General features: G+C 56.3%; 23 protein-coding genes. 3 read left to right on the top strand and 20 right to left on the bottom strand.

The genetic code is table 11. From position 1 onward, the window contains the following. The gene (locus ACE15A_RS06130; RefSeq protein ID WP_053507805.1) at window positions 1-717 is read left to right on the top strand and encodes a type 1 glutamine amidotransferase; all 717 of its coding nucleotides are present in this window, start codon (window positions 1-3) and stop codon (window positions 715-717) included. 90 nt (window positions 718-807) lie between these two features. On the opposite strand, the gene cysM is transcribed toward ACE15A_RS06130, so the two are convergent. The 10 genes from cysM to ACE15A_RS06080 form a co-directional block, all read right to left on the bottom strand. Continuing rightward, window positions 808-1,719 carry a cysteine synthase CysM gene (gene cysM / locus ACE15A_RS06125; protein WP_023248136.1) on the bottom strand — a complete coding sequence of 304 codons (912 nt, stop codon included), beginning with the start codon at window positions 1,717-1,719 and terminating at the stop codon, window positions 808-810. Window positions 1,720-1,786: 67 nt separating this feature from the next. Further along, window positions 1,787-2,884 (bottom strand): sulfate/thiosulfate ABC transporter ATP-binding protein CysA, encoded by a 1,098-nt coding sequence (cysA, locus tag ACE15A_RS06120; protein WP_023248137.1) that lies wholly within the window; start codon window positions 2,882-2,884, stop codon window positions 1,787-1,789. Then, window positions 2,874-3,749 (bottom strand): sulfate/thiosulfate ABC transporter permease CysW, encoded by an 876-nt coding sequence (gene cysW, locus ACE15A_RS06115; RefSeq protein ID WP_053507806.1) that lies wholly within the window; start codon window positions 3,747-3,749, stop codon window positions 2,874-2,876. Before cysW ends, cysA begins: the two co-directional genes overlap by 11 nt. Further along, complete coding sequence (gene cysT / locus ACE15A_RS06110; RefSeq protein WP_000881745.1) at window positions 3,749-4,582, bottom strand: sulfate/thiosulfate ABC transporter permease CysT; 834 nt, start codon at window positions 4,580-4,582, stop codon at window positions 3,749-3,751. The genes cysW and cysT overlap by 1 nt, the downstream gene beginning before the upstream one ends. After that, the gene (cysP, locus tag ACE15A_RS06105) at window positions 4,582-5,598 is read right to left on the bottom strand and encodes a thiosulfate/sulfate ABC transporter substrate-binding protein CysP (RefSeq protein WP_129382379.1); all 1,017 of its coding nucleotides are present in this window, start codon (window positions 5,596-5,598) and stop codon (window positions 4,582-4,584) included. The genes cysT and cysP overlap by 1 nt, the downstream gene beginning before the upstream one ends. A gap of 157 nt (window positions 5,599-5,755) precedes the next feature. Next, the gene (gene ucpA / locus ACE15A_RS06100; RefSeq protein ID WP_023248141.1) at window positions 5,756-6,547 is read right to left on the bottom strand and encodes an SDR family oxidoreductase UcpA; all 792 of its coding nucleotides are present in this window, start codon (window positions 6,545-6,547) and stop codon (window positions 5,756-5,758) included. A 159-nt stretch (window positions 6,548-6,706) separates the two neighbouring features. After that, on the bottom strand, window positions 6,707-7,606 hold the full coding sequence (locus tag ACE15A_RS06095; RefSeq protein ID WP_023248142.1) for a Dyp-type peroxidase: 900 nt from the start codon (window positions 7,604-7,606) through the stop codon (window positions 6,707-6,709). A gap of 94 nt (window positions 7,607-7,700) precedes the next feature. Continuing rightward, a complete protein-coding gene (locus ACE15A_RS06090) occupies window positions 7,701-8,276 on the bottom strand; it encodes an RpoE-regulated lipoprotein (protein ID WP_053507807.1) in 576 nt (191 codons plus the stop codon). A 61-nt stretch (window positions 8,277-8,337) separates the two neighbouring features. Next, on the bottom strand, window positions 8,338-8,787 hold the full coding sequence (locus ACE15A_RS06085) for a DUF2919 domain-containing protein (protein ID WP_023248144.1): 450 nt from the start codon (window positions 8,785-8,787) through the stop codon (window positions 8,338-8,340). Further along, window positions 8,774-9,199: a GNAT family acetyltransferase gene (locus ACE15A_RS06080; RefSeq protein WP_023248145.1), complete on the bottom strand. Its 426-nt coding sequence runs from the start codon at window positions 9,197-9,199 to the stop codon at window positions 8,774-8,776. The genes ACE15A_RS06085 and ACE15A_RS06080 overlap by 14 nt, the downstream gene beginning before the upstream one ends. A 212-nt stretch (window positions 9,200-9,411) precedes the next feature. Between ACE15A_RS06080 and amiA the strand changes: the two genes are divergently transcribed. Next, complete coding sequence (gene amiA, locus ACE15A_RS06075) at window positions 9,412-10,281, top strand: N-acetylmuramoyl-L-alanine amidase AmiA (protein ID WP_053507808.1); 870 nt, start codon at window positions 9,412-9,414, stop codon at window positions 10,279-10,281. A 2-nt stretch (window positions 10,282-10,283) separates the two neighbouring features. Further along, entirely contained in the window at window positions 10,284-11,210 is a 927-nt protein-coding gene (gene hemF, locus ACE15A_RS06070) for an oxygen-dependent coproporphyrinogen oxidase (protein WP_053507809.1), read from the top strand. A gap of 98 nt (window positions 11,211-11,308) precedes the next feature. On the opposite strand, the gene eutR is transcribed toward hemF, so the two are convergent. From eutR to ACE15A_RS06020, 10 genes are all read right to left on the bottom strand, one after another. Then, complete coding sequence (gene eutR, locus ACE15A_RS06065) at window positions 11,309-12,361, bottom strand: HTH-type transcriptional regulator EutR (RefSeq protein ID WP_000753666.1); 1,053 nt, start codon at window positions 12,359-12,361, stop codon at window positions 11,309-11,311. Between the two features lie 47 nt (window positions 12,362-12,408). Next, on the bottom strand, window positions 12,409-12,903 hold the full coding sequence (eutK, locus tag ACE15A_RS06060; RefSeq protein ID WP_023248149.1) for an ethanolamine utilization microcompartment protein EutK: 495 nt from the start codon (window positions 12,901-12,903) through the stop codon (window positions 12,409-12,411). A 12-nt stretch (window positions 12,904-12,915) separates the two neighbouring features. Continuing rightward, window positions 12,916-13,575 carry an ethanolamine utilization microcompartment protein EutL gene (gene eutL / locus ACE15A_RS06055; protein WP_001111058.1) on the bottom strand — a complete coding sequence of 220 codons (660 nt, stop codon included), beginning with the start codon at window positions 13,573-13,575 and terminating at the stop codon, window positions 12,916-12,918. A gap of 9 nt (window positions 13,576-13,584) precedes the next feature. Continuing rightward, window positions 13,585-14,481 (bottom strand): ethanolamine ammonia-lyase subunit EutC, encoded by an 897-nt coding sequence (gene eutC / locus ACE15A_RS06050; RefSeq protein ID WP_000372345.1) that lies wholly within the window; start codon window positions 14,479-14,481, stop codon window positions 13,585-13,587. 18 nt (window positions 14,482-14,499) lie between these two features. Then, window positions 14,500-15,861, bottom strand: coding sequence for an ethanolamine ammonia-lyase subunit alpha (gene eutB / locus ACE15A_RS06045; protein ID WP_000769996.1), 1,362 nt, complete (start codon window positions 15,859-15,861; stop codon window positions 14,500-14,502). Between the two features lie 11 nt (window positions 15,862-15,872). After that, entirely contained in the window at window positions 15,873-17,276 is a 1,404-nt protein-coding gene (eutA, locus tag ACE15A_RS06040) for an ethanolamine ammonia-lyase reactivating factor EutA (RefSeq protein WP_053507811.1), read from the bottom strand. Next, window positions 17,273-18,499 (bottom strand): ethanolamine utilization protein EutH, encoded by a 1,227-nt coding sequence (gene eutH, locus ACE15A_RS06035; RefSeq protein ID WP_000512410.1) that lies wholly within the window; start codon window positions 18,497-18,499, stop codon window positions 17,273-17,275. The genes eutA and eutH overlap by 4 nt, the downstream gene beginning before the upstream one ends. Before the next feature lie 67 nt (window positions 18,500-18,566). Continuing rightward, window positions 18,567-19,754, bottom strand: a complete 1,188-nt coding sequence (eutG, locus tag ACE15A_RS06030) for an ethanolamine utilization ethanol dehydrogenase EutG (RefSeq protein WP_053507812.1) — start codon at window positions 19,752-19,754, stop codon at window positions 18,567-18,569. Then, window positions 19,744-20,583: an ethanolamine utilization protein EutJ gene (eutJ, locus tag ACE15A_RS06025; RefSeq protein ID WP_053507813.1), complete on the bottom strand. Its 840-nt coding sequence runs from the start codon at window positions 20,581-20,583 to the stop codon at window positions 19,744-19,746. Before eutJ ends, eutG begins: the two co-directional genes overlap by 11 nt. Before the next feature lie 10 nt (window positions 20,584-20,593). After that, window positions 20,594-21,997 carry an aldehyde dehydrogenase family protein gene (locus tag ACE15A_RS06020; RefSeq protein WP_053507814.1) on the bottom strand — a complete coding sequence of 468 codons (1,404 nt, stop codon included), beginning with the start codon at window positions 21,995-21,997 and terminating at the stop codon, window positions 20,594-20,596. Between the last annotated feature and the right edge of the window lie 4 nt (window positions 21,998-22,001).

The following is a 22,001-nucleotide window of genomic DNA, read 5'->3' as shown; positions in this document are numbered from 1 at the left end:
GTGCGAGTTCATTTTGTTGTCCATGAGTCGTTTGAATCCGCTGGCGCTTATTTGAAATGGGCTGAAGATCGCAGTTATGCCATTTCATGGTCGCGCGTCTATGCCGGAGAAGCGCTACCGCGCAATGCCGATGAGTTCGATATGCTCGTTGTATTTGGCGGTCCGCAGTCGCCGCGCACCACCCGCGAAGCGTGCCCGTACTTTGACTCTTGCGCCGAGCAGCACTTAATTAATCAGGCGATTACGGCCCGGCGAATAGTTATCGGCATCTGTCTTGGTTCGCAGCTCATTGGCGAGGCGCTGGGCGCCGCTGTGTGTCAAAGCCCGGAAAAAGAGATTGGTCACTACCCTATTACGCTCACTGAAGCCGGTCTGCGGCATCCGCTTATCGCCCATTTTGGCTCTCCGTTAACCGTCGGCCACTGGCACAACGATATGCCGGGACTCACCGATCAGGCGATTGTGCTGGCGGAAAGCGAAGGCTGTCCACGTCAGATAGTGCAGTATGGCAATTTTGTCTATGGCTTCCAGTGTCATATGGAATTTACCGTCGAGGCGGTTGAAGAATTAATCCAACATTCGCAGCAGGAGCTGGCCGACGCGCAAGGGAAGCGTTTTATCCGCTCAGTCGCCGAGATGCGCGCATGGGATTACCTGCGGATGCATGAAAAGCTGTGGCTATTCCTTGATAAGCTGGTGGAAAAACGTAACGATTAAACATCGTAGGCCGGATAAGACGCTTTGCGTCGTCATCCGGCGATCGTGCCGTAATTTGCCTGATGGCGCTATGCTTATCAGGCCTACACGCTAAATCCCTGCCCCCTGGCTGAAATGCTCTTCGCCAAACACACCAGTAGACAAGTAACGGTCGCCGCGATCGCAGATAATCGCCACCACTAGCGCGCCAGGGTTAGCCTTCGCCATTCGAATCGCACCGGCTACCGCGCCGCCGGAACTCACGCCGCAAAAAATACCTTCACGCACCGCCAGCTCACGCATGGTGTTTTCCGCCTCCTGCTGATGAATATCCAGTACCTCATCTACCAGCGACGCACTGAAAATACCGGGCATATATTCCGCGGGCCAGCGCCGAATCCCCGGAATACTGCTCCCCTCTTGCGGCTGCAAACCGACAATCGTCACTGGCTTTTCCTGCTCACGCAGAAAACGCGAAACGCCGGTAATCGTACCGGTAGTGCCCATGCTGGAAACAAAATGGGTGATTCGCCCTGCGGTTTGACGCCAGATTTCCGGGCCGGTGGTCGTGTAGTGGGCGTATGGATTATCAGGATTATTAAACTGATCGAGCAGTTTGCCCTCGCCGCGTTCAGCCAGGGACAGCGCCAGATCGCGCGCGCCCTCCATTCCCTGTTCTTTGGTGACCAGGATCAGTTCCGCGCCATACGCCCGCATTGCCGCCCGACGCTCCTGACTCATGTTGTCTGGCATCAACAGCTTCATGCGGTAACCTTTCAGCGCGGCGATCATCGCCAGCGCAATCCCGGTGTTGCCGCTGGTCGCTTCAATCAGGACATCGCCCGGTTTAATTTCCCCGCGCTTTTCCGCCTCGACGATCATCGACAGCGCCGCGCGATCCTTAACCGATCCTGCCGGATTATTGCCTTCCAGCTTGAGCCAAATTTCACTGCCATTATCCGGCGTCATCCGCTGTAATTTTATCAACGGCGTATTACCGATTGTGTGTTCTAATGTGTTCACGTTTTCAGCTCGTAAAAAAGCCCGGTATGCGTAGCGCCACCGGGCGATAACTATACAAATTAACCTATCAGGCCGATTGCGCCAGTGCAAGTTCCTCTTCACGCGTTTCAATACGCTGGTCGCCGTTATACAGACGCGCTTTTTGCAGTCCAACAAACAGCCGCTCACCGCGACTCGGGGACTCATCGCCCTGCATGATGACCGTCAGCGGTTCGTTATACCACCCGAGGGGTTGTACAACTAATTGGGTGTAGTGTCCTTTCGGACTGGCTTCCAGCACCTGCACTGGCAACGGCGAATCCAGGCTGGTACGGCGGCTCACGTCCACTTCCCATGGCCGTAGGAACAGATCGACCGGCCCCTGGTACGCGGGCGTATAACCCAGCGGCCAGCGATGCGCGCCAACGTGAAACTGCCCTCCGCGTACGGTGCCTTTCAGGCGGTTCACCTCGCCCATAAACTCCAGTACGAAGCGGGTAGCCGGTTCACGCCACACCCGATCCGGCGCATCAGCCTGTTCGATATTGCCCTGACTCATCACCACCACCCGATCCGCCACTTCCGTCGCTTCTTCCTGATCGTGGGTGACAAAGACGCTGGTGAATTTCAGTTCTTCATGTAGCTGGCGCAACCAGCGACGTAATTCTTTACGTACCTGAGCATCCAGCGCGCCAAACGGTTCATCCAGCAGTAGAATTTGTGGTTCCACGGCAAGCGCGCGCGCCAGCGCCACGCGCTGTTTTTGTCCGCCGGAAAGCTGGGCGGGAAAGCGATCCGCGAGGTGCGCCAGTTGCACCATCTCCAGCAATTGCGTCACTTTCGTTTTAATCGCCGCCGCAGTTGGGCGGTCGCGTCGCGGCAGCACCGTCAGGCCAAAAGCGATGTTGTCAAACACCGTCATATGGCGAAACAGCGCATAGTGCTGAAACACAAAACCGACTTTACGCTCACGCGCGTGCAGGCGACTAACGTCCGTACCGTGGAAACGAATATGGCCGCTGGACTGATGTTCCAGCCCGGCAATAATGCGCAGCAACGTCGTTTTGCCGGAACCAGAAGGCCCCAACAAGGCAACCATCTGGCCGGAAGGAATATCCAGCGAGATATCATTCAGTACCAGAGTACGACCAAACGATTTCTTAATTCTGGCGATCTCAATGCTCATGATTTTTCTCCTGTTGCACGCGTTTTTCCTGATTCTCCAGACGCCATTGCAACATGCTCTTCAAAAACAGGGTAATAATCGCCATTAGCGTCAACAATGCGGCGGCGGTAAAGGAGCCGACGGTATTGTAGTCCTGCTCCAGTAATTCAATCTGTAACGGTAGCGATAACGTTTCGCCGCGAATCGAGCCGGACACCACCGACACCGCGCCAAACTCGCCAATCGCACGGGCATTAGTTAATACCACGCCGTAGAGTAGCGCCCAGCGAATATTCGGCAACGTCACGCGGCGGAACATTTGCCAGCCGGACGCGCCCAGTAAAATCGCCGCCTCATCTTCCTGGCTGCCCTGACTGAGCATCACCGGCACCAGTTCGCGCACCACAAACGGACAGGTGACGAAAATAGTGACCAGCACCATCCCCGGCCAGGAGAACATAATTTGCAGATTATGCTCATCCAGCCAGCCGCCTAACGGGCCGTTGGAGCCGTAAAACAGCAGATAGACCAGACCGGCCACTACCGGCGAGACGGCAAAGGGAATATCCAGCAGGGTCAGCAGTAGCTGACGTCCGGGAAAGTTAAAGCGCGTCACCAGCCACGCCAGCAGAATGCCGAACACCAGATTCACCGGTACTGCGATCAAGGCAATCAACACCGTCAGCCAGATGGCGTGCAGCATGTCCGGATCGGCCAGATTTTGCAGTACCGGCATTAACCCTTTGCTGAACGCCTGCACGAAGATGTAAATCATCGGCACCAGCAGGATAAACGCCGAGACCAGCATCCCGACGCCAATCAGAAACCATTTTCCCCAGTTAATGCGGGGGACGTTGTATCGCTTCAATTGAGCAACGATCGCCATTAATGACCTACCACACGTCGACCAAAGCGACTTTGCAAAGTATTGATAGAGAACAGTAGCAGCAAGGATGCCGCAAGGATCACCGAAGCAATGGCGCTGGCGGCTGGGTAATCAAACTCCTGCAAACGCACAAAAATCATCAGCGAGGTCACTTCTGTTTTCCAGGCGATATTCCCGGCGATAAAAATCACCGCGCCAAACTCGCCCAGGCTACGGGTAAAAGAGAGCGCCACGCCGGCAATCAGCGCAGGCGACAGCTCAGGCAGCACCACTTTGCGAAAACTTTGCAGGCGGGTAGCCCCCAGTGTTTGTGCCGCTTCTTCATATTCCGGCCCCAGTTCTTCCAGTACCGGCTGGACGGTGCGCACCACAAATGGAATGCTGGTAAAGGCCATCGCCACCGCAATACCGAGCCAGGTATAGGTCACTTTGATATCAAACTGCGCAAGAAACTGACCGTAGAAACCGTTCACTGAGAACAGTGAGGCCAGCGTTAACCCCGCAACCGCCGTCGGCAGCGCAAACGGCAGATCCATCAGCGCATCCAGCAACGTGCGCCCTGGAAAACGGTAGCGGGTTAAAATCCACGCCATCAGCAGACCAAACACACCGTTAAAAATCGACGCCACAAATGCCGCCAGCAGCGTCACTTTATAGGCAGCCACCACCTGTGGGTTGGTCACGACATCCCAGTATTGCGCCCAGCTCATCTGTGAGAGCTGCATCACCAGCGCGCTCAACGGCAACAGCAGGATCAGGCAGACAAACAGCAAACTGGTGCCGAGGCTTAACGTAAAGCCGGGCAGCACGCGTCGGGAAGAAACGGCAAGCATTACTTACGCCCCGCCGCCAACAGTTTGTCCAGCTCGCCGCCGCTGGCAAAGTGCGTTTTCATCACTTCCGGCCAGGAACCAAATTTTTCTTCCACGCGGAACAGTTCGGTCTGCGGGAATTTATCTGTCTGCTTGCCCATGATTTCCGGGTTATTCACGCGGTAGTAGTAATGGGTGAGGATGGTCTGCGCCTGCGGGCTATACAGCCAGTTCAGGTAAGCTTTGGCGGCTTTTTCGGTGCCGTTGGCCTTAACATTTTTATCCACCCAGGCGACCGGGAATTCAGCAAGAATGTTAGTTTTCGGGATCACCACTTCAAATCCCTGGGCTTCATATTGTTTGCGGATATTGTTCACTTCCGATTCAAAACTAATCAGCACATCGCCCAGACCACGCTCCGCAAAGGTGGTCGTAGCGCCGCGCCCGCCGGTATCAAACACTTCGACGTTTTTCAGGAACTGGGTCATAAACTGTTCGGTTTTGGCTTTATCGCCGCCGTCCGCGTTATCCGCCGCGCCCCATGCCGCCAGATACGTGTAACGGGCGTTGCCGGAGGTTTTCGGGTTCGGGAAAATCAGCTTCACGTCTGAACGTACAAGGTCGCTCCAGTCGTGAATATTTTTCGGGTTCCCCTTGCGCACCAGGAAGCCCATCGTGGAGTAGAACGGCGAACTATTGTTCGGCAGACGGCTTTGCCAGTCGGCAGGGATCAGTTTGCCTTTATCATGGAGAATTTGTACGTCGGTCACCTGATTGTAGGTCACAACGTCTGCCTTCAGTCCCTGCAAAATCGCCAGCGCCTGTTTTGATGACCCGGCATGAGACTGCTTAATCGTCAGCTTATCACCGCCGTTATCTTTCGCCCATTGCTGCTCAAAAGGTGGATTGAGGGCGGCAAACAGCTCGCGGGAGACGTCGTAAGAGCTGTTCAGCAGTTCCGTCGCCTGTACCTGACCGACCAGTAACAGAGACGCCGCCAGCGTCAGAGCATTTTTTTTCAGGAAGTTAACGGCCATTACACACCCTTATAAATTTAATGACTTTCTATTAGTCATCATATTTATAACGAGTACAAAAGGAGTAACGGTTTTATATACCGTTTGTTGATTTGAAAGTCGAAAAGGGAATAAGAGAATCCCTCCCCACGCGGCGTGAGGAGGAGACCGGCATCAATCAGACGCCTACGCTCACGCTTTCAGGCAGGGTACTACCGCCATCAATGACGTTTTGCGTTCCGGTAAGATAGCTGGACTCATCGGAAGCCAGAAATGCCGCCAGTTCCCCTACTTCCAGCGGATCGGCAAGACGGCGTAGCGGAATGGCTTTTGCCATTTCAGTTAATACCAATTCCGGATCGTCAGGGTTAGACTGACGGGCAATGCTTTCCGCCATTGGCGTTCTTACATAACCGGGGCAGATGGCATTCACGCGAATACCGGACTGCGCATACTCTACCGCCAGCGATTTGGTTAAACCGACAATGGCGGCTTTTGACAGCGCATAGGCCGTTTCACCCGGGTCTGCCACCATATCCCCCGTGACGGAAGACATCATCACAATGCGGCCATCTTTACGTTTGATCATCTCTGGCAGAACGGCTTTGGTCACGTTCCAGACACCTTTAATATTAATATCAATGTGAAAATCGCGATCTTCTTCACTCATATCAAGGAAGTTGCCCAGACGGCACACGCCAGCGTTATTCACCAAAATATCAATTCTACCTTCAGTCTCTTTAGCGCGCGCAACCGCCGCCTGCACCGAAGCAAAATCTCTGACGTCAGCCTTAACGGCAGTACAACGATGCCCGCGCCCGCCCAGTTCATCCGCCAGCTTTTCAATCTCATCGGAGATATCCAGCAAGATTAAGTTCGCGCCGTGGCGTGCGAATACGCGGGCAATCCCTTCGCCGATGCCCTGCGATGCGCCCGTAATCAATGCTGTCTTGCCCGTGAGTTTACCCATTTTCAATGTCTCCTTTTGAATATGGAGCCTTACACTCCATTAACACTGAAAATACAGTAATAACAAATAAGTACTGAGGAATAGCTCACTAATTCAGGTAAATCTTAGGTAAAAAAATCCCCGCGGAGGCGGGGATGAGCATTTTTATGCTACTTCGCCTTACAGCGTCAGCAGACGATCCAGCGACGGCGCAAAATAGTAGCCGCCGGTCACCGGTTTGGTGAAGCGCAGCATCGCGTCGCGTTTACCGTCGGTATCGCCGAACATACTCAGAAGCTGCTGTTCGATATTATGCAGACGTGCACAGTAAGCGCAGAAATAGAGACCATGAGTACCGCTGGCGGTACCGTATGGCAGGCTCTGGCGCACAATCTTCAGCCCTTTGCCATCTTCTTTCAGATCCACGCGGCTCAGGTGAGACGTTGCCGGACGCGCATCGCTGTCAATCTCTTCATTAGCCTCTTTGGTACGACCGATCATCATCTCCTGATCCTGAATACTCATCCGGTTAAGTTGCTTGAGATTGTGTTCCCAACGCTGCACGAAAACATAACTGCCGCCGGCATCCACACCATCTTTGATCACCGCCACTTCACGGCGCGTCTCTTCGCCCGCCGGGTTTTCTGTCCCGTCGACAAAGCCGCTCAGATCGCGTTCTTCCACCCAACGGAAGCCGTGAACTTCTTCTTTCACGTCGATACAATCGCCGAAGGCTTCCATCGCCGCCTGGGCAACAGAAAAATTCACATCGTGGCGCAGGGAAAGGATGTGGATCAGCACGTCATACTGCGTGGCCGGCGCCAGCCCTTTACCATAAGGAATAAAATCTTTCAGTTCTTCCGCCCCGACACCGCCGCTCAGGGCGCGCCAGGTGTTGTTGCCAAACGCCACAACGGCCCCAAGATGGGCGTCCGGAAATTTGACTTCGAAGGTCGCCAGTTTATCGGCAAATGTTCTGCTGGCCGCGCGCAGGGCGTCCAGGTTGCCTTTCACATTGGCTTCAATCCAAATTGCCGCACGGCAATGTTCCGGCAAAATGCCGCTTTGAACCTGAGACATGATTCCTCCTGAAAATGAGAATGCCACGCAGTCGTGGCATTAATGGCGGCTATTTTACCTTGTTTTTAAGCGAAGCGGTTTGTTCAGACGCAAATTAACGACGCCAGATAATTTTACGCACGCCCCAGTTTTTTAAGGCGTCATCAGGAGGCATTAAACCTTCCGGTCCGCTCCACTCACCGGAGAAAACATAGCTAATATGCTGACTTCCCTCGGCTTTACATTCGACGCTGGTATGGTTATCGCTGGAAACCGGCTCGCAGTGACCAAAGGCTTTGCTGTAAAGGTCGCTAAACGGTGTACCGATTTTGACACCCGCGGCGGATGGGATATCGCTGTCCAGCACCTCAATACGGCTCACGGTTCCCTGCTCGCCGTTGATCACCATCGCGACGTTGTCGCCCTTCATCGCTTCGAAAAAGCGCACCACGTTGCCGTTATCGGTTTTCATACCGCTACGCAGGCGATAATCGCCATCTAATGCCTTTGCAATAGCCTGCTCTTCCAGCGGCGTGGTGGCGGTCAGTTCTCCCACGCCTTGCTCAGTGACTTCTGTCGATGAACCAAACCAGTTCCACGGATTTGCGGCAGACCAGTTGACCGATGAGAGCGTCGAACAGCCGGTCAGCGCCAGCGGCAGTGCGAGTAAAGTCAAACGCAGCGATTTCATCTCACTTCCTTTCTTTTATTAATTAACGTTGGTTGGAGTGCGGGCTCGCCAAAAAGTGCCGTTATTCTTTCTCAAAGGGAAAACAGGCACGCAAACGTTGATTGGTTAACAGCCAGATCAGCGCGACGATGTCCGCCAGCAGCAGCGCCAGCCCGACGCCGTCGACCGGGTCGCCTCCCAGCCACATAATCGGCTGCCAGCACAGCAACACCAGTTGAGCGAGGATCAGGAATCCGCGTAGCCAGCGCCACACACCAGGAAACGCTTCACGCCGCCCGCTAAGCAAAAACGCCACTACCGCCGGAACGCCGGGCAACAGCCCCAGCCAAAAATTATTATGGTCGGGATAAAAAAAGTTTAACAAAGTATTACCCTGTTCACGGGATGAACCGGCAATTACAAAGAGTATCCAGGCGCGCGCCTGAAGTAGCAGTACGCACCAGAAGAGAAACGGCAGGCGTAAACGTCCGTGTACATCATAATCGGCTGGATGAAACTCAGTACTCTTCATCTTCAATCAGGCGTTTACCCAAACTCAGGGCGTCAGAATGCTCATACCCCAGACGTTCATACATGCCCAGCACAACGTCGTTATCATCACGCACCATAATTTGGATTTTTGGACAACCACGGGCGATGAGTTTTTTTTCCAGTCGGTTAAGCAGCGCATTCGCAATACCGCGCCCGCGGAACTCCGGGTGAACGCCCAGATAATACGCCGAGCCGCGATGCCCGTCATAACCGCCCATTACCGTACCGACCACTTCGCCGCTAACTTCGGCAACGAGGAACAAACTGACATCGTGAGTTACCTTGCGTTCAATATCCATTTCAGGATCGTTCCATGGACGCAGCAGGTCGCAACGCTCCCAGAGGGTGATCACCTCTTCGAAATCTTCCTGGCGAAAAACGCGTATTTCCATGGTATTCGTTGCCTTTTCGGGTGGAAAAACCAAGATTATGGCGCAAACATCTGATTCAGCCAATATCTGACGCGATGTTGCGGAAAAAATGGCATAATGGCAATGTGTCACGTATTGAAATGAAAAGTAAAACAATTCTCATCACCAACCGTCGTAACGGATTACGCGATACGATATAACATCTTGAACTTAATTTTCACAACTCAGGCCGTATGAGCACTTTTAAACTCCTAAAAACTCTCACATCGCGCCGCCAGGTACTCAAAACAGGTCTGGCGGCCCTGACGCTGTCAGGTATGTCACCTGCATTAGCCAAAGAAGACACGCTAAAAACCAGTAATGGGCACAGCAAACCCAAAACCAAAAAAACCGGCAGTAAACGGCTGGTGATGCTCGATCCCGGACACGGCGGCATCGATACCGGCGCGATTGGCCGCAACGGTTCTCAGGAAAAACACGTCGTGCTGGCCATTGCCAAAAACGTACGCGCTATTTTGCGAAATCACGGAATCGATGCGCGTTTAACCCGGACAGGGGATACCTTTATTCCGCTGTACGATCGGGTAGAAATCGCCCATAAGCACGGCGCGGATCTGTTTATGTCTATTCATGCCGATGGTTTTACCAACCCGAAAGCGGCGGGCGCTTCCGTTTTTGCGCTTTCCAACCGCGGGGCCAGTAGCGCCATGGCGAAGTATCTCTCCGAGCGCGAAAACCGCGCGGACGAAGTAGCGGGTAAAAAAGCCACTGACCGGGATCATCTATTACAACAAGTTTTGTTTGATCTGGTACAAACCGATACGATTAAAAACAGTCTGACGCTGGGTTCGCATATTCTCAAGAAAATCAAACCCATACACAAATTACACAGTCGCACTACCGAACAAGCGGCTTTCGTAGTGCTAAAATCACCGTCAATTCCATCGGTGCTGGTCGAAACCTCGTTTATTACCAATCCGGAAGAAGAACGCCTGCTGGGCACGACGGCGTTTCGCCAGAAAATCGCTACGGCGATCGCCAACGGCATCATCAGTTATTTTCACTGGTTTGATAACCAGAAAGCACACACGAAGAAACGGTAATCATGAAACCCGATGCACATCACGTAAAACAGTTTCTGCTACGCCTGCAGGATGATATTTGCCAAACGTTATCCGCTGTGGATGGCGCAAACTTTATCGAAGATAGCTGGCGACGCGAAGCGGGCGGCGGCGGACGCAGCCGGGTATTACGCAACGGCGGCATTTTCGAACAGGCGGGCGTTAACTTCTCTCACATTCACGGTGATGCGATGCCCGCGTCCGCCACCGCGCATCGGCCGGAGCTGGCCGGGCGTAGCTTTGAAGCGATGGGCGTGTCGCTGGTGGTGCATCCGCACAATCCGTATATTCCCACCAGCCACGCTAACGTGCGCTTTTTTATTGCCGAAAAACCGGGCGCCGATCCGGTGTGGTGGTTTGGCGGCGGGTTCGATTTAACGCCCTACTACGGCTTTGAAGAGGATGCCATTCACTGGCACCGTACCGCCCGCGACCTGTGTCAGCCGTTTGGCGACGATGTGTATCCGCGTTATAAAAAGTGGTGCGACGACTATTTCTACCTCAAACACCGCAACGAACAGCGCGGCGTTGGCGGACTGTTTTTTGACGATTTGAATACGCCGGATTTCGACCACTGTTTTGCTTTTATGCAGGCGGTAGGTAATGGCTACATCGGGGCATATTTACCGATTGTCGAACGACGCAAAGCGATGGTCTGGGGAGAGCGGGAGCGTAATTTTCAGCTTTATCGCCGCGGTCGCTACGTGGAGTTCAATCTGGTATGGGACAGAGGCACCCTGTTTGGTCTGCAAACCGGCGGGCGCACCGAATCCATTTTGATGTCGATGCCGCCGTTAGTGCGCTGGGAATACGACTATCATCCCGAGGAAGGCAGCCCGGAAGCGGCATTGCGCGAGTTTATTCAGGTACGCGACTGGGTGTCGTTACCTGATAACAGTTCCGTTTCGTAGGCCGGATAAGACGCAACGCCTCGTCATCCGGCATGGGTATCATCTCATTGCCTGATGGCGGCTTGCGCCTTATCAGGCCTACCGACACCAGATATACATCATGCCCATTGCCGCATCCGCTGATGCAGCGTCAACGACGGTTTTTCGGCAAATAACTGCTGATAATCGGTGGCAAATTGCCCCAAATGCCAGAATCCCCACTGCATAGCGGCATCTTTCACCGTCGTGCTTTGCGACCAGGGACTTATCAGCTCCCGGCGTACCGCGTTTAAGCGAATACGTTTCAGCCACGCATTGGGACCAATACCCAAAATCGCGTGAAACGCATTTTGCAGCGTGCGACGACTCACGTGCAGTTGATTACATAAATCGAGCACCGTCAGCGGCTCCGACATATTTTCCAGCACATATTCCCGCGCCCGAGACAGTAGCCTACGATATCCCTGATGGCTGATACTTTCGGCGCTATGAATCGGCTTCGCCTCTTCCAGCATCGTGCCCATCGCCAGCAACAAATTATCACTCAATACCTTTCGCACCGCAGGTTGATGCAGGGTTTCAGGACTCTCGCTGAAGGTGGCCAGCGCCTGCTGCACAAAGCCCCACAGCGCCGCTTTATGCTGCTCTTTTACCTCCAGCGCTAACTGGTTACGCAACATATGCAGCACCCTTTCCGGATTATGCAAAAACGTGGCCTGGCGGGAAATAACATCTTCCGAGATAACGACACCCAGAATGGTGTAATCATCCGGCGTACTCAGTTCAAACTCGGTGCCTCCCGGTCGGGTGGCAATCTCAGCGCTGCCGAGCCCCTGCGCGCCGATAAATCCCTGTTCGCCGCGCGTCGCCGGAATACCAAACCAGAAAGAGTTTGGCCAAACCAGACACGACTGACGCAGCGCCAGGCCGGTGTATTCACGGAACACCTGAATCTCATCAAGCAGGATTTCCGTGAACTCGCCATGAAATTTGCCCGGGTGTAGCTGATCGTAGATCTGCTGCCAGGCGGTAATGGTCAGGGCATGTTCATAGACATCCGTCGTCCGTCGCTGATGAACATTGTCCACCTCGACTCTGGGCGTAAGTTTAACGTCTTCGGGTAACGCTTCATGATAAAGATGGTGCAAATTCGCTGTACGGGTCTTTTTCATGATCTTCTATGCCGGACGCCCGCCAGGACGCCCGGCCCTCCGACAGATTAATTTTTGATGCGATAGCGACTACTGCGTTTACGCAACGCTCCGTCAGAAAAGAGTTGTTCCAGCATGTTTCTGGCCTGCTCCAGCGGCCAGCCAAAATGCGCGGCAACCTCTCCCGCCGTCATTCCCTGCCGTACTGATGCCAGCAGCGCCAGTAACGCTTCGGCGAACTCAGGCGTTGCGGGTATCTCAGGCGCTTTCTCAGTCGGCGTTGTCGTACGCGCAAACCCGCCAATCAGCCACTGGGTGTCCTCTTCCGGGCGACCAATTTCTTTGCGGCTAATCACACGGCCTGTGCGCTGCGCGGCGGCGCTTCCGGCATCCAGCGCCGCACGACACGCCGCCAGATCGCCCTCCACCACCAGCGTTAGCCTGCCAGGGTCGAGCACTTGATGACTGAGCAAGCGCACGTTGGCCGCTTTCAGCATGGCATCCGCCGCATCGACGGCGGCGACCATCCCGTCCACTTCCAGTAATCCCAGGGCATTGATCATTGGCAACCTCCGTTACGCACGCTGTACAGGGTTACGAGCGATATCCAGCACGGCGTCGGTAAAGGCGTTGCAGGCGGCTTTACACGCGGCCTGGCTTCCCGTTAAGAACGCAGCCGAATAGTTGGTTTCCGACGGCGGCGGCACGTAAGTCACCAGTTGAACGTCAGCGGACTTCATCGCCGCGTCAATGCCGAATGTCGCTTCCAGCGGCGGTGCCACCAGATAAGCCATTGGATCGCCCAGCGCAATACCTGCGGTAGACGAGAGATACGAGCCGGTACGCGAAACCACATGCGCCAGGAACGCCGTATTTTCCGCATCGTTCGCCCACTGGAACGCCGCGCCGTTTTCAATGCTGGCGACCATCGCATCCAGACCAGCGCGCACTTCCGCCGGGTTCGGTCCACCCAGCATAATCAACACCTCACCGGCGGTAGGCGATGGCCCGTGAGCCGCCCCGGCGTACAGCGAACGGCCATACACCACTTCAACCATCGCCTGTTTGGTCGCTTCGTCAGCGGCAATATACGTCACGTCGTCAGAATCTGCCGTGATGAGTCCGAGGCTACGGATATGCGACGGTAATTTAAGTTCCCGCGCAAAGCCGTCATTCACAGAGGCAATCACGCGCATGGCAGTGACGGAAGGTCGAATCAAATCTAATGCTGGCATGATGTCTCCTTAACGGGTCATGTTGATGCCGGACGCTTTCTGCGCCAGCATCCGTTTGGCCAAATCCACAATCACGGCGGCGGCTTCTACTGGCGGCGTCCCCCCCTGATGAATGTTTGAAATACAGGTTCTGTCGGCCTCGACGGTGGTCGCCACGCGCGGGGAATAGACGGCGTAGCAGGAGAGGCTTTCAGACTGGCCTAAGCCCGGCCGTTCGCCCACCAGCAAAATCACCACCTTCGCGCCAAGAAGCTCGCCAATCTGATCTTCAATCTTCACGCGGCCATAGCGCACAAAGAACGGCGTGCCGACGTTCAGCCCGGCCTGTTTCAGACCGGCAAGCAACGGCGGCAGGATCTCTTCATAGTTGGCGGTGATCGCATCCGTAGAGAGGCCATCGGAGACCACCACCTGCACATCCGGGTTCATCACGCACTGCGACTTCAGCGCGTCAATGGCTTCCGGGCTCAGGCGACGCCCCATATCCGGGCGCGTCAGATACAGGTTTTTGTCGCTGATTTCCGAACGCACTTCCAGCAGCCCCTGGGCTTTCACCCATTCTTCCGGCACCTCTTTGAGCACCGTGTCTTTCGAACGGGAGTGATCGGCCAGGAAGCGCAACAGCGCCTGGGTACGTGGACGCGGCCCGGCACGACCAGTACAGACGCGTGCCGCAGTACTGCGACGCAGTTCGGTCAGCACGTCCGCACGATGCGGGTTCTCAACGCCAATCCAGGCTTTTGCCTCTGCGGAACCCAAATCCAGCGCGCAGCTTTCGGTTGCCGTCGGCGCGGCGCACTGCGGCTTTGCGCCTTCCTGCGTTGACGGCGCGACGGGTTGCGGTACGTCCTGTCCCATTGACGCCATCACGCTACGTACAATTTCTTCAATCTGTTTTTGATCCATGGTGTTATCCCCGCGTCATCAGAAGAACAGTGACGGATCGCCCGCCCGTTTGGTCAGACGACCATTTGCCATAATGCCCATCGTTTCCAGCCAGCGTTCAAACTCCGGCGACGGTCGTAAATTCAGCAACTGACGGACGGTGGCGGTATCGTGGAAGGCGGTGGTCTGGTAGTTGAGCATGATGTCGTCGCCGAGCGGCATCCCCATGATGTAGTTACAGCCAGCGGTGGCGAGCAGAATCATCAGGTTTTCGTTGAGATTCTGGTCGGCGTCGGCATGGTTGGTGTAGCAGCAGTCGCAGCCCATGGAGATGCCGCTCAGCTTGCCCATAAAGTGATCTTCGAGACCGGCGCGGATAATCTGCCGATCGTTGTAGAGATATTCCGGCCCGATAAAGCCCACCACGGTGTTAACCAGGAACGGATCGTAGTGCCGCGCCAGGCCATAATTACGCGCTTCCATCGTCACCTGGTCGGCACCAAAGTTCGCACCAGCCGACAGCGCTGAACCCTGTCCGGTTTCAAAGTACAGGCAGTTTTCCCCGGCGATGCGGTTGAACTCTGCCCCCACTGCCCGTGCTTCATCGAGCATCGCCAGCTCCACGCCGAACTCTTTTAAGCCCTTCTCGCTGCCGCAAATGCTCTGGAAAATCAGTCCGCCCGGCGCGCCCCGGCGTATCGCTTCAATCTGGGTGGTGACGTGCGCCAGCACGCAGCCCTGCGTCGGGATAGTGAATTTATCGATAACGCCGTAAACGGTATCGAGCACGCGAGTCAGGTTCTCCACGTCATCGGTCACCGGGTTAACGCCGATCACCGCATCACCTGCGCCGAAAGAAAGCCCTTCGTAGATTTGCGCGGCGATACTCTGTACATCGTCACGGGTATCGTTCGGCTGCAAACGGCAGCTAAAGGTGCCCGGAATACCGATGGTGGTATTGGCTTTTTTGATCACCGGCATTTTCTTGCCGCCGTAGATCAGGTCGGCGTTGGAGCAGATTTTCGCCACTGCCGCCACCACTTCGGAGGTCAGGCCTTTGCGGGTAAACGCGATGTCGTCCACGGAGGTTTCATCGCTCAGCACGTATTCGCGCAGTTCGCTGATGCTCCAGTTTTTAATCCGGTTATAGGCCGTTTCGTTGACGTCGTCCTGAATCAGGCGCGTCACGCAGTCCTCTTCATAGGCAATCACCGGGTTGTTGCGGATATCCGCCACCGTCATTTCCGACAGTACCTGTTTTGCCGCCACGCGCTCCTGAGAACTTGCCGCGGCAACCCCGGCCAGCACATCCCCCGAACGCAGTTCGTTGGCTTTAGCCAGTACCTCTTTTACATCCTTAAACTGATAAACATTGCCGAACAATGTGGTCTTTAGTTTCATAAGTCGTTCCCTCAGGAAGGAAATGCGAGTGATTTCACCGTCACCGGCACAACCGATCCGCCAAAAAGAGGCGTACCAATGTCGATATAGTCTCCCGCCCGCACGACCACCTCATCGATGACCGCCAGCGGAAGTTGCGGTAACTGTGGGCGCAATAACATGCCCAGCGCTTTACCAAAATCCTGCTCGGCCACCACCAGCAGGGGATGTGGATTGGGATAACGTGCGACAAAAGCCGTCAGCGCGTCGATGACCGTGAGTAATGTGGCGTAACGCACCGGGAGCGTGGCGGGAAGCGCCAGCACGTAAGCGTCGGTTTGCGGGTCGAGATCGAGCTGGAGAAGCGCCTGCCGCCAGGCGTTCACCAGATCGGCGTCATCCTGCGGGATCGCCACCGGCAGGTTGCGCAGCGGCAGTTGAACGTCTTCCAGCCAGATAGTACTGCCGGAAAGCGAGAGCGTATGCGCCCCTGCGCCAATCACCGTAGCGCGCACGGTTTGCACCGGAAACCGCACGTTCATCTCGCGCAGACGCGGGTGTTCATGCAGCGAGGTCGCCAGCAGCGGTCCGATATCAGAAAAGCAGAACGGGTCGGCAGGCTGATGGCGATAGCACTCGCCCACCCCGCCGGAAAGGGTGATCACCTCCGGCGTAATATCGGCGGGCAGCAGCCCGGTTTGCATCAGCGATTGCGCCAGCGGCGAGAGCGCACCGGCGATAACCTCGACGATGAGATCCGCCATCCGCCGCGCCACCTGCCCTAACTGTGCGGCAGCTAAGGCGCGAGCATCAGTACCCGAACCGAACACCTCATCGATAATCATCTGCCCCGGCTGATGGGCATAAACCACGCGCCCCTGAGCGTCGGTTTCCAGCAGGCGACCACCGACGTTAAGGCAGGCGGTGCCGCTGACTTTTCCCGCGTCAAACAGCGCGTAGTTAGACGTGCCGCCGCCGATATCAATATTCAGCACCCGACACATCCGCTGCTCAGACAAGCTTTGCGCCCCGGCGCCGTGACCGGCAATGACCGATTCCAGATGCGGCCCGGCGCTGGCGACCACAAAGTCGCCCAACGATTGCGAGAGCGCCATGACCGCCGGACGGGCGTTGCGGGTTTTGGCGCTTTCGCCGGTGATAATGATCGCCCCGGAGTCCACCGATTCAGGCGCGATGCCTGCGGCCTGATACTGGGCCAGAATCAGCGTTTTAAGTTCTGCCTCTTTCAGACCGCCCTGCTTATCCACGGGCGTAAAGAAGACCGGGCTTTGCCAGCTAATGTCGCGTTTGATGAATTCGTAGCGCGGCACCTGCGACACCGCCGCACGGTTAACCAACTCCAGGCGCGAGAAGATCACCTGCGTGGTGGTGGTGCCGATATCGATACCGACGCTCAGTAGCTGGCGAGTATTCACGATTGCGCCTCCGCTTCGGTTTTCACCTGTGCGGCATCATCTTTCGGCACCAGCATCATCGCCACGCCAATTGCCGTCACACCGCCGATCAGCTTGCCGACAATCATCGGGAAGATCATGGCGTTCATATTCGCGGCGGCGAAGCCTAAATGGTCGCCCAGCGCGAACGCCGCAGAGACGGCAAATGCGCAGTTAATCACTTTGCCGCGGGTATCCATCTGCTTCATCATGCCGAACATAGGGATATTGTTCGCCAGGGTCGCCACCATGCCTGCCGCCGCAATATTATTTACGTTCAGCAGCTTACCGACATTCATCAACGGTTTTTCAAACCAGCGGGTCAGTAACAGCACCATCGGATACGCGCCGAGCAGCACACAGGAGATAGAGCCGATCACTTCAATGGCGCGCATCACTTCGCCGGGTTTGTCGCCTGGTGCCATAAAAATCGGGTCGAGTCCCGGAATCAACTCCCAACCCAACAGGAATTTAACCACCGCAGCCGCCAGACCGATGGTGATCAGCGCCACCAGAAATTTGGCGAAAATCTGGAAACCGTTGATCATTTTTTCCGGGATGAACTTCAGTCCCAGCGCTACCAGCACCGCGACGATCAATACCGGGATCATGTTCATCAGGATCAGCGCGAAGGTAAACTCCACTGGCTGACCATTGATCTGCACGCCTGAGTACATGGCGATCAACCCCCCCGCAATGCAGCCAATGGGAATGGTGACGATACCCGCCAGTACGCCAAGCGCCAGGTAGCGGCGGTCAGACGGTTCGATAATGCCGAGCGCCACCGGAATGGAGAACACAATGGTCGGCCCCATCATCGACCCAAGTATTAACCCTGAGTATAGCCACGCCGCGACATCACCACCGGCCAGCTCTTTGGCGAGGAAGAAGCCGCCCATATCACAGGCCAGCAGCGTACCGGCGAACATGGATGGGTTTGCGCCCAGCATTTCGTATACCGGGATAATAACCGGCCCCAGTACATGCGCCAGCACCGGCGCCAGCGCGGTCATACCGACCATCGCCAGTCCCAGCGCGCCCATCGCCATAAAGCCCTCTTCAAACTGGCCGCCAGACCCTTCGATACTCTTGCCGAATTTACCGAGGAAGCGCGCCGACCCGCCGAACTGCGACAGGACTCTGTCCACGGCGGCAATCAGCATAAAGAACATCATGATGTACATGATGATTTCGTTAATTCCCATAGCCCTTACTCCCTGCCATTTATGATTTGTAGGCCGGATAAGACGCGCCAGCGTCACCATCCGGCGTTTATTGCGCCGCCGTATACAGCTCGATAATGTCGGCCTGGGTAGCGGTTCGCGGGTTGCTGCGCAGACAAATATCCTCCAGCGCGGCTTGCGCCCAGGCGCTGTAGTGTTCGGGTTTAGCGCCAGCGTCAGCCAGCCGTTTGCTCTGCCCCACTTCGGTAATCAGCTCGCTCACCGCCGCAATCGCATCGCGATCGTCCGATTTCTTGTTGGTTAACGCCCGACCGATTTGACTGAAGCGTTCGCGGCATACCATCCGGTTAAAGCCCATGACCGTTGGCAGCAGCATGGCGTTAGCCTGGCCGTGCGGAATATGCAGTGCCGCCCCTGGCTGGTGCGCCATCGCATGACACAACCCCAGACCGGCGCTGGAAAAGGCCATTCCCGCCATACAGGAGGCCAGCAACATATTTTCACGCGCCGCCAGATCGTGGCCGTAACCCACGGCTTTCGGTAGCGATTTACCAATCATCGCTATCGCGCCAATCGCCAGGCTGTCGGTAAACGGCGTAGCGTTGAGCGCGCTGTAGGCCTCAATCGCATGAGTCAACGCATCAATACCGGTCATCGCCGTCACGTTTGGCGGAACGCCTTCAGTCACGGCAGCATCAAGAATCGCCACATCCGGCATTAGCGATGCGTGTGCCAGCACCTGCTTGCGCCCGCTGACCGCATCGATAATCACCGTCACGTTGGTGGTTTCTGAACCAGTTCCGGCGGTGGTCGGCACCGCAATCAGCGGCAGACGCGGGCGTAATGTACTGCGCTCGGTCATTGCGCTCAGCGTCCGGTCAGGGTTAGTCACCAGCAGGGCGACCGCTTTCGCCGCGTCCAGCACCGAACCACCGCCAAAAGCCACTACGCCGTCGCACGCCGCCTCACGCAATTGCGCCACCGCCGCGCAGACATCGGTAATGCACGGTTCACCCGGCGGACACGGCCAGACCGTCATCGCGACGCCCTTCATCGCCAGGCTGCGCGCCAGCGGCGCGGTCATTCCCGCCTGATGCAGAAAACTATCAACCATCACAAACAGATGGCTTAAACCCCGCGATTGCGCCTCCTGTCCACAGGCACTGAGCGCCCCAAGTCCGCACAGCGTGACCGGCGGTACGCTGAACGTTTTCACGCGTTGCAGATTCAGGGTGTCGAATGCCTGAAACAGCGCCGTCTGCAGTTCAGCTTGCATAGAGTCCCTCCGCTTTCGCTCTCCAGCTATTGGCTATCGCCAGCGGGGTCATAAACAGGCTGTGCTGCGGTAAATGCACCTGCAACTCCGGGAAACGCTGGCGAAATAACGCCTCCACGCCCGGCTGCATACAGGAACCGCCCGCCAGCCATAAATCTGTCACTCCCTGCCCGGCAATATGCCGAGCGACGATCTCCGCCATCTTTTCGTACACCGGCTTCACGACCGGCCAAATCTCCTGCGCGTTGCTGCGCTTGTACTGTTCCGCCTCTTCCAGTGGAATACGGCGGTTGCCCGCCAGCGTCAGGGAGATATGATGTCCGCCAGTGGCTTCATCGGCGGACCAGGTCACCTTGCCCTGTTTGACGATGGCAATGCCGGTAGTACCACCGCCAATATCCACCACCCCCGCATTATCCAGTTGCAGCAGATCCGCCACCGCCGTCGGTTCATCCAGTACGTGGCTGACCTCTAACCCGGCAGACTCCAGCACGTTGATCGAAATACGCGGGTCAGTGCCCGGCGGGAACGAGGTCGCCGCATGAGTAAAGCGACAACCGAGCTGCTGTTCGAGCGTGTCGAGATGACGGCGCACAATGGTCACCGCGCCGAAGAAATCCCAGACGATGCCGTCACGCACGACGTCCGCCCAGTCAAGACACACCGCCACCGGCTGCGCGTCAGAGTCAACCACTATCGACACCACGTCACAGGTACCCAAATCCACACCCAGCCACAGCGGTGTGTCGCTGGCGACGGGCGTCTGATGACACAGGGCCGCCGCTTTTTGCAGTCTTGCGGTGAGCCAGAGTTGTTCGTCGTGCGCCATGAGTCATCCCTTATACAATGCGAAACGCATCCACTAGTACGCAGCGACGTAGGCGCACAAAGGTACGCGCGCTGGTCACGCCTTCACCGGTTGGCGTGGTGATGGTCATGGTGGTCCAGCCTTCGCCACCCAATCCAAGCCCGGCAATACACGGCCCATTTTTGACGAAAATGCTGGTGTCGATGGCGTTCGCCATCTGGTTCATATTGTCAATGTTGCGCGAGTGCATCGCCGCCGTATGGTGGCAACCGCCTTCAAGTTGTACCGCCAGAGCGATAGCGTCTTCGACGTTGGCGACCCGCACCACCGGCAGTACCGGCATCATCATTTCAGTGACGGCAAACGGATGGCTGGCCGGGGTTTCAACGAACAACAGGCGCGTCTGCTGCGGCACGTTCAGGCCGATGGCGGCTGCGATCTTGCCCGCGTCACGACCGACCCAGTCACGGCTGACGGTACCTTTACCGCGTTCATCGATATTCTTCAGCAGCACCGACTGGAGCTGTTCGGCCTGGGCTGCGGTCAGTTTCACCGCGTGCTGACCTTCCATCAGGCGCATTAGCTCGTCGGCGACGCTATCGACCACAATCAGCACTTTTTCGTCGGCGCAGATGATGTTGTTGTCAAACGACGCGCCTTTGACGATGGACTGCGCGGCACGCGGCAGGTCGGCGGTCTCATCCACCACAACCGGGGGATTACCGGCACCGGCGGCAATCAGGCGTTTATTAGTATGTTTGCGCGCCGCGTCCACCACCGCTTCGCCGCCAGTCACCACCAGCAGACCAATACCGGGGTACTTGAACAACCGCTGGGCGGTTTCGATATCCGGGTTCGCCACAGTTACCAGCAGATTTTCCGGGCCGCCGGCGGCGACTACCGCCTGATTAAGCAGGGTGATTGCCCGCTGAGAGACCTTTTTCGCTGCCGGATGCGGGGCAAACACCACGCTGTTGCCTGCGGCAATCAGGCTAATAGCGTTATTAATGACCGTTGCCGCCGGGTTGGTGGACGGCGTGACCGAGGCCACCACGCCCCACGGCGCATTTTCAATCAGTGTCAGGCCGTTATCGCCGGTCAGCACCTGCGGAGATAAACACTCGACGCCCGGCGTGCCGCGCGCCTGCGCCACGTTTTTGGCAAATTTATCGTCAACGCGTCCCATGCCGGTTTCGCTGACGGCAAGTTCCGCTAATTCTCGGGCGTGTTTTTCGCCCGCCTCGCGAATGGCATGAATGGCAAGCTGACGCATCGCCACGCTCTTCAGCCCCTGCTGGGCCAGTTTTGCTGCCGCCACTGCGTCATCCAGGGAGGCAAAAACGCCCATCTCATGAACGGTGCCGGTGGGCTTGCTGCTATCCTGCATTTTCAGCAGCACCGCTTTCACCACCTGTTCAATATCCTGTTGATTCATGATG

It is taken from the genome of Salmonella sp. HY31, assembly GCF_042604575.1.
Taxonomy (GTDB): domain Bacteria; phylum Pseudomonadota; class Gammaproteobacteria; order Enterobacterales; family Enterobacteriaceae; genus Salmonella; species Salmonella diarizonae.
Note: the sequence above shows the minus strand (reverse complement) of the source record. Positions and strands in the feature narration are given on the sequence as shown.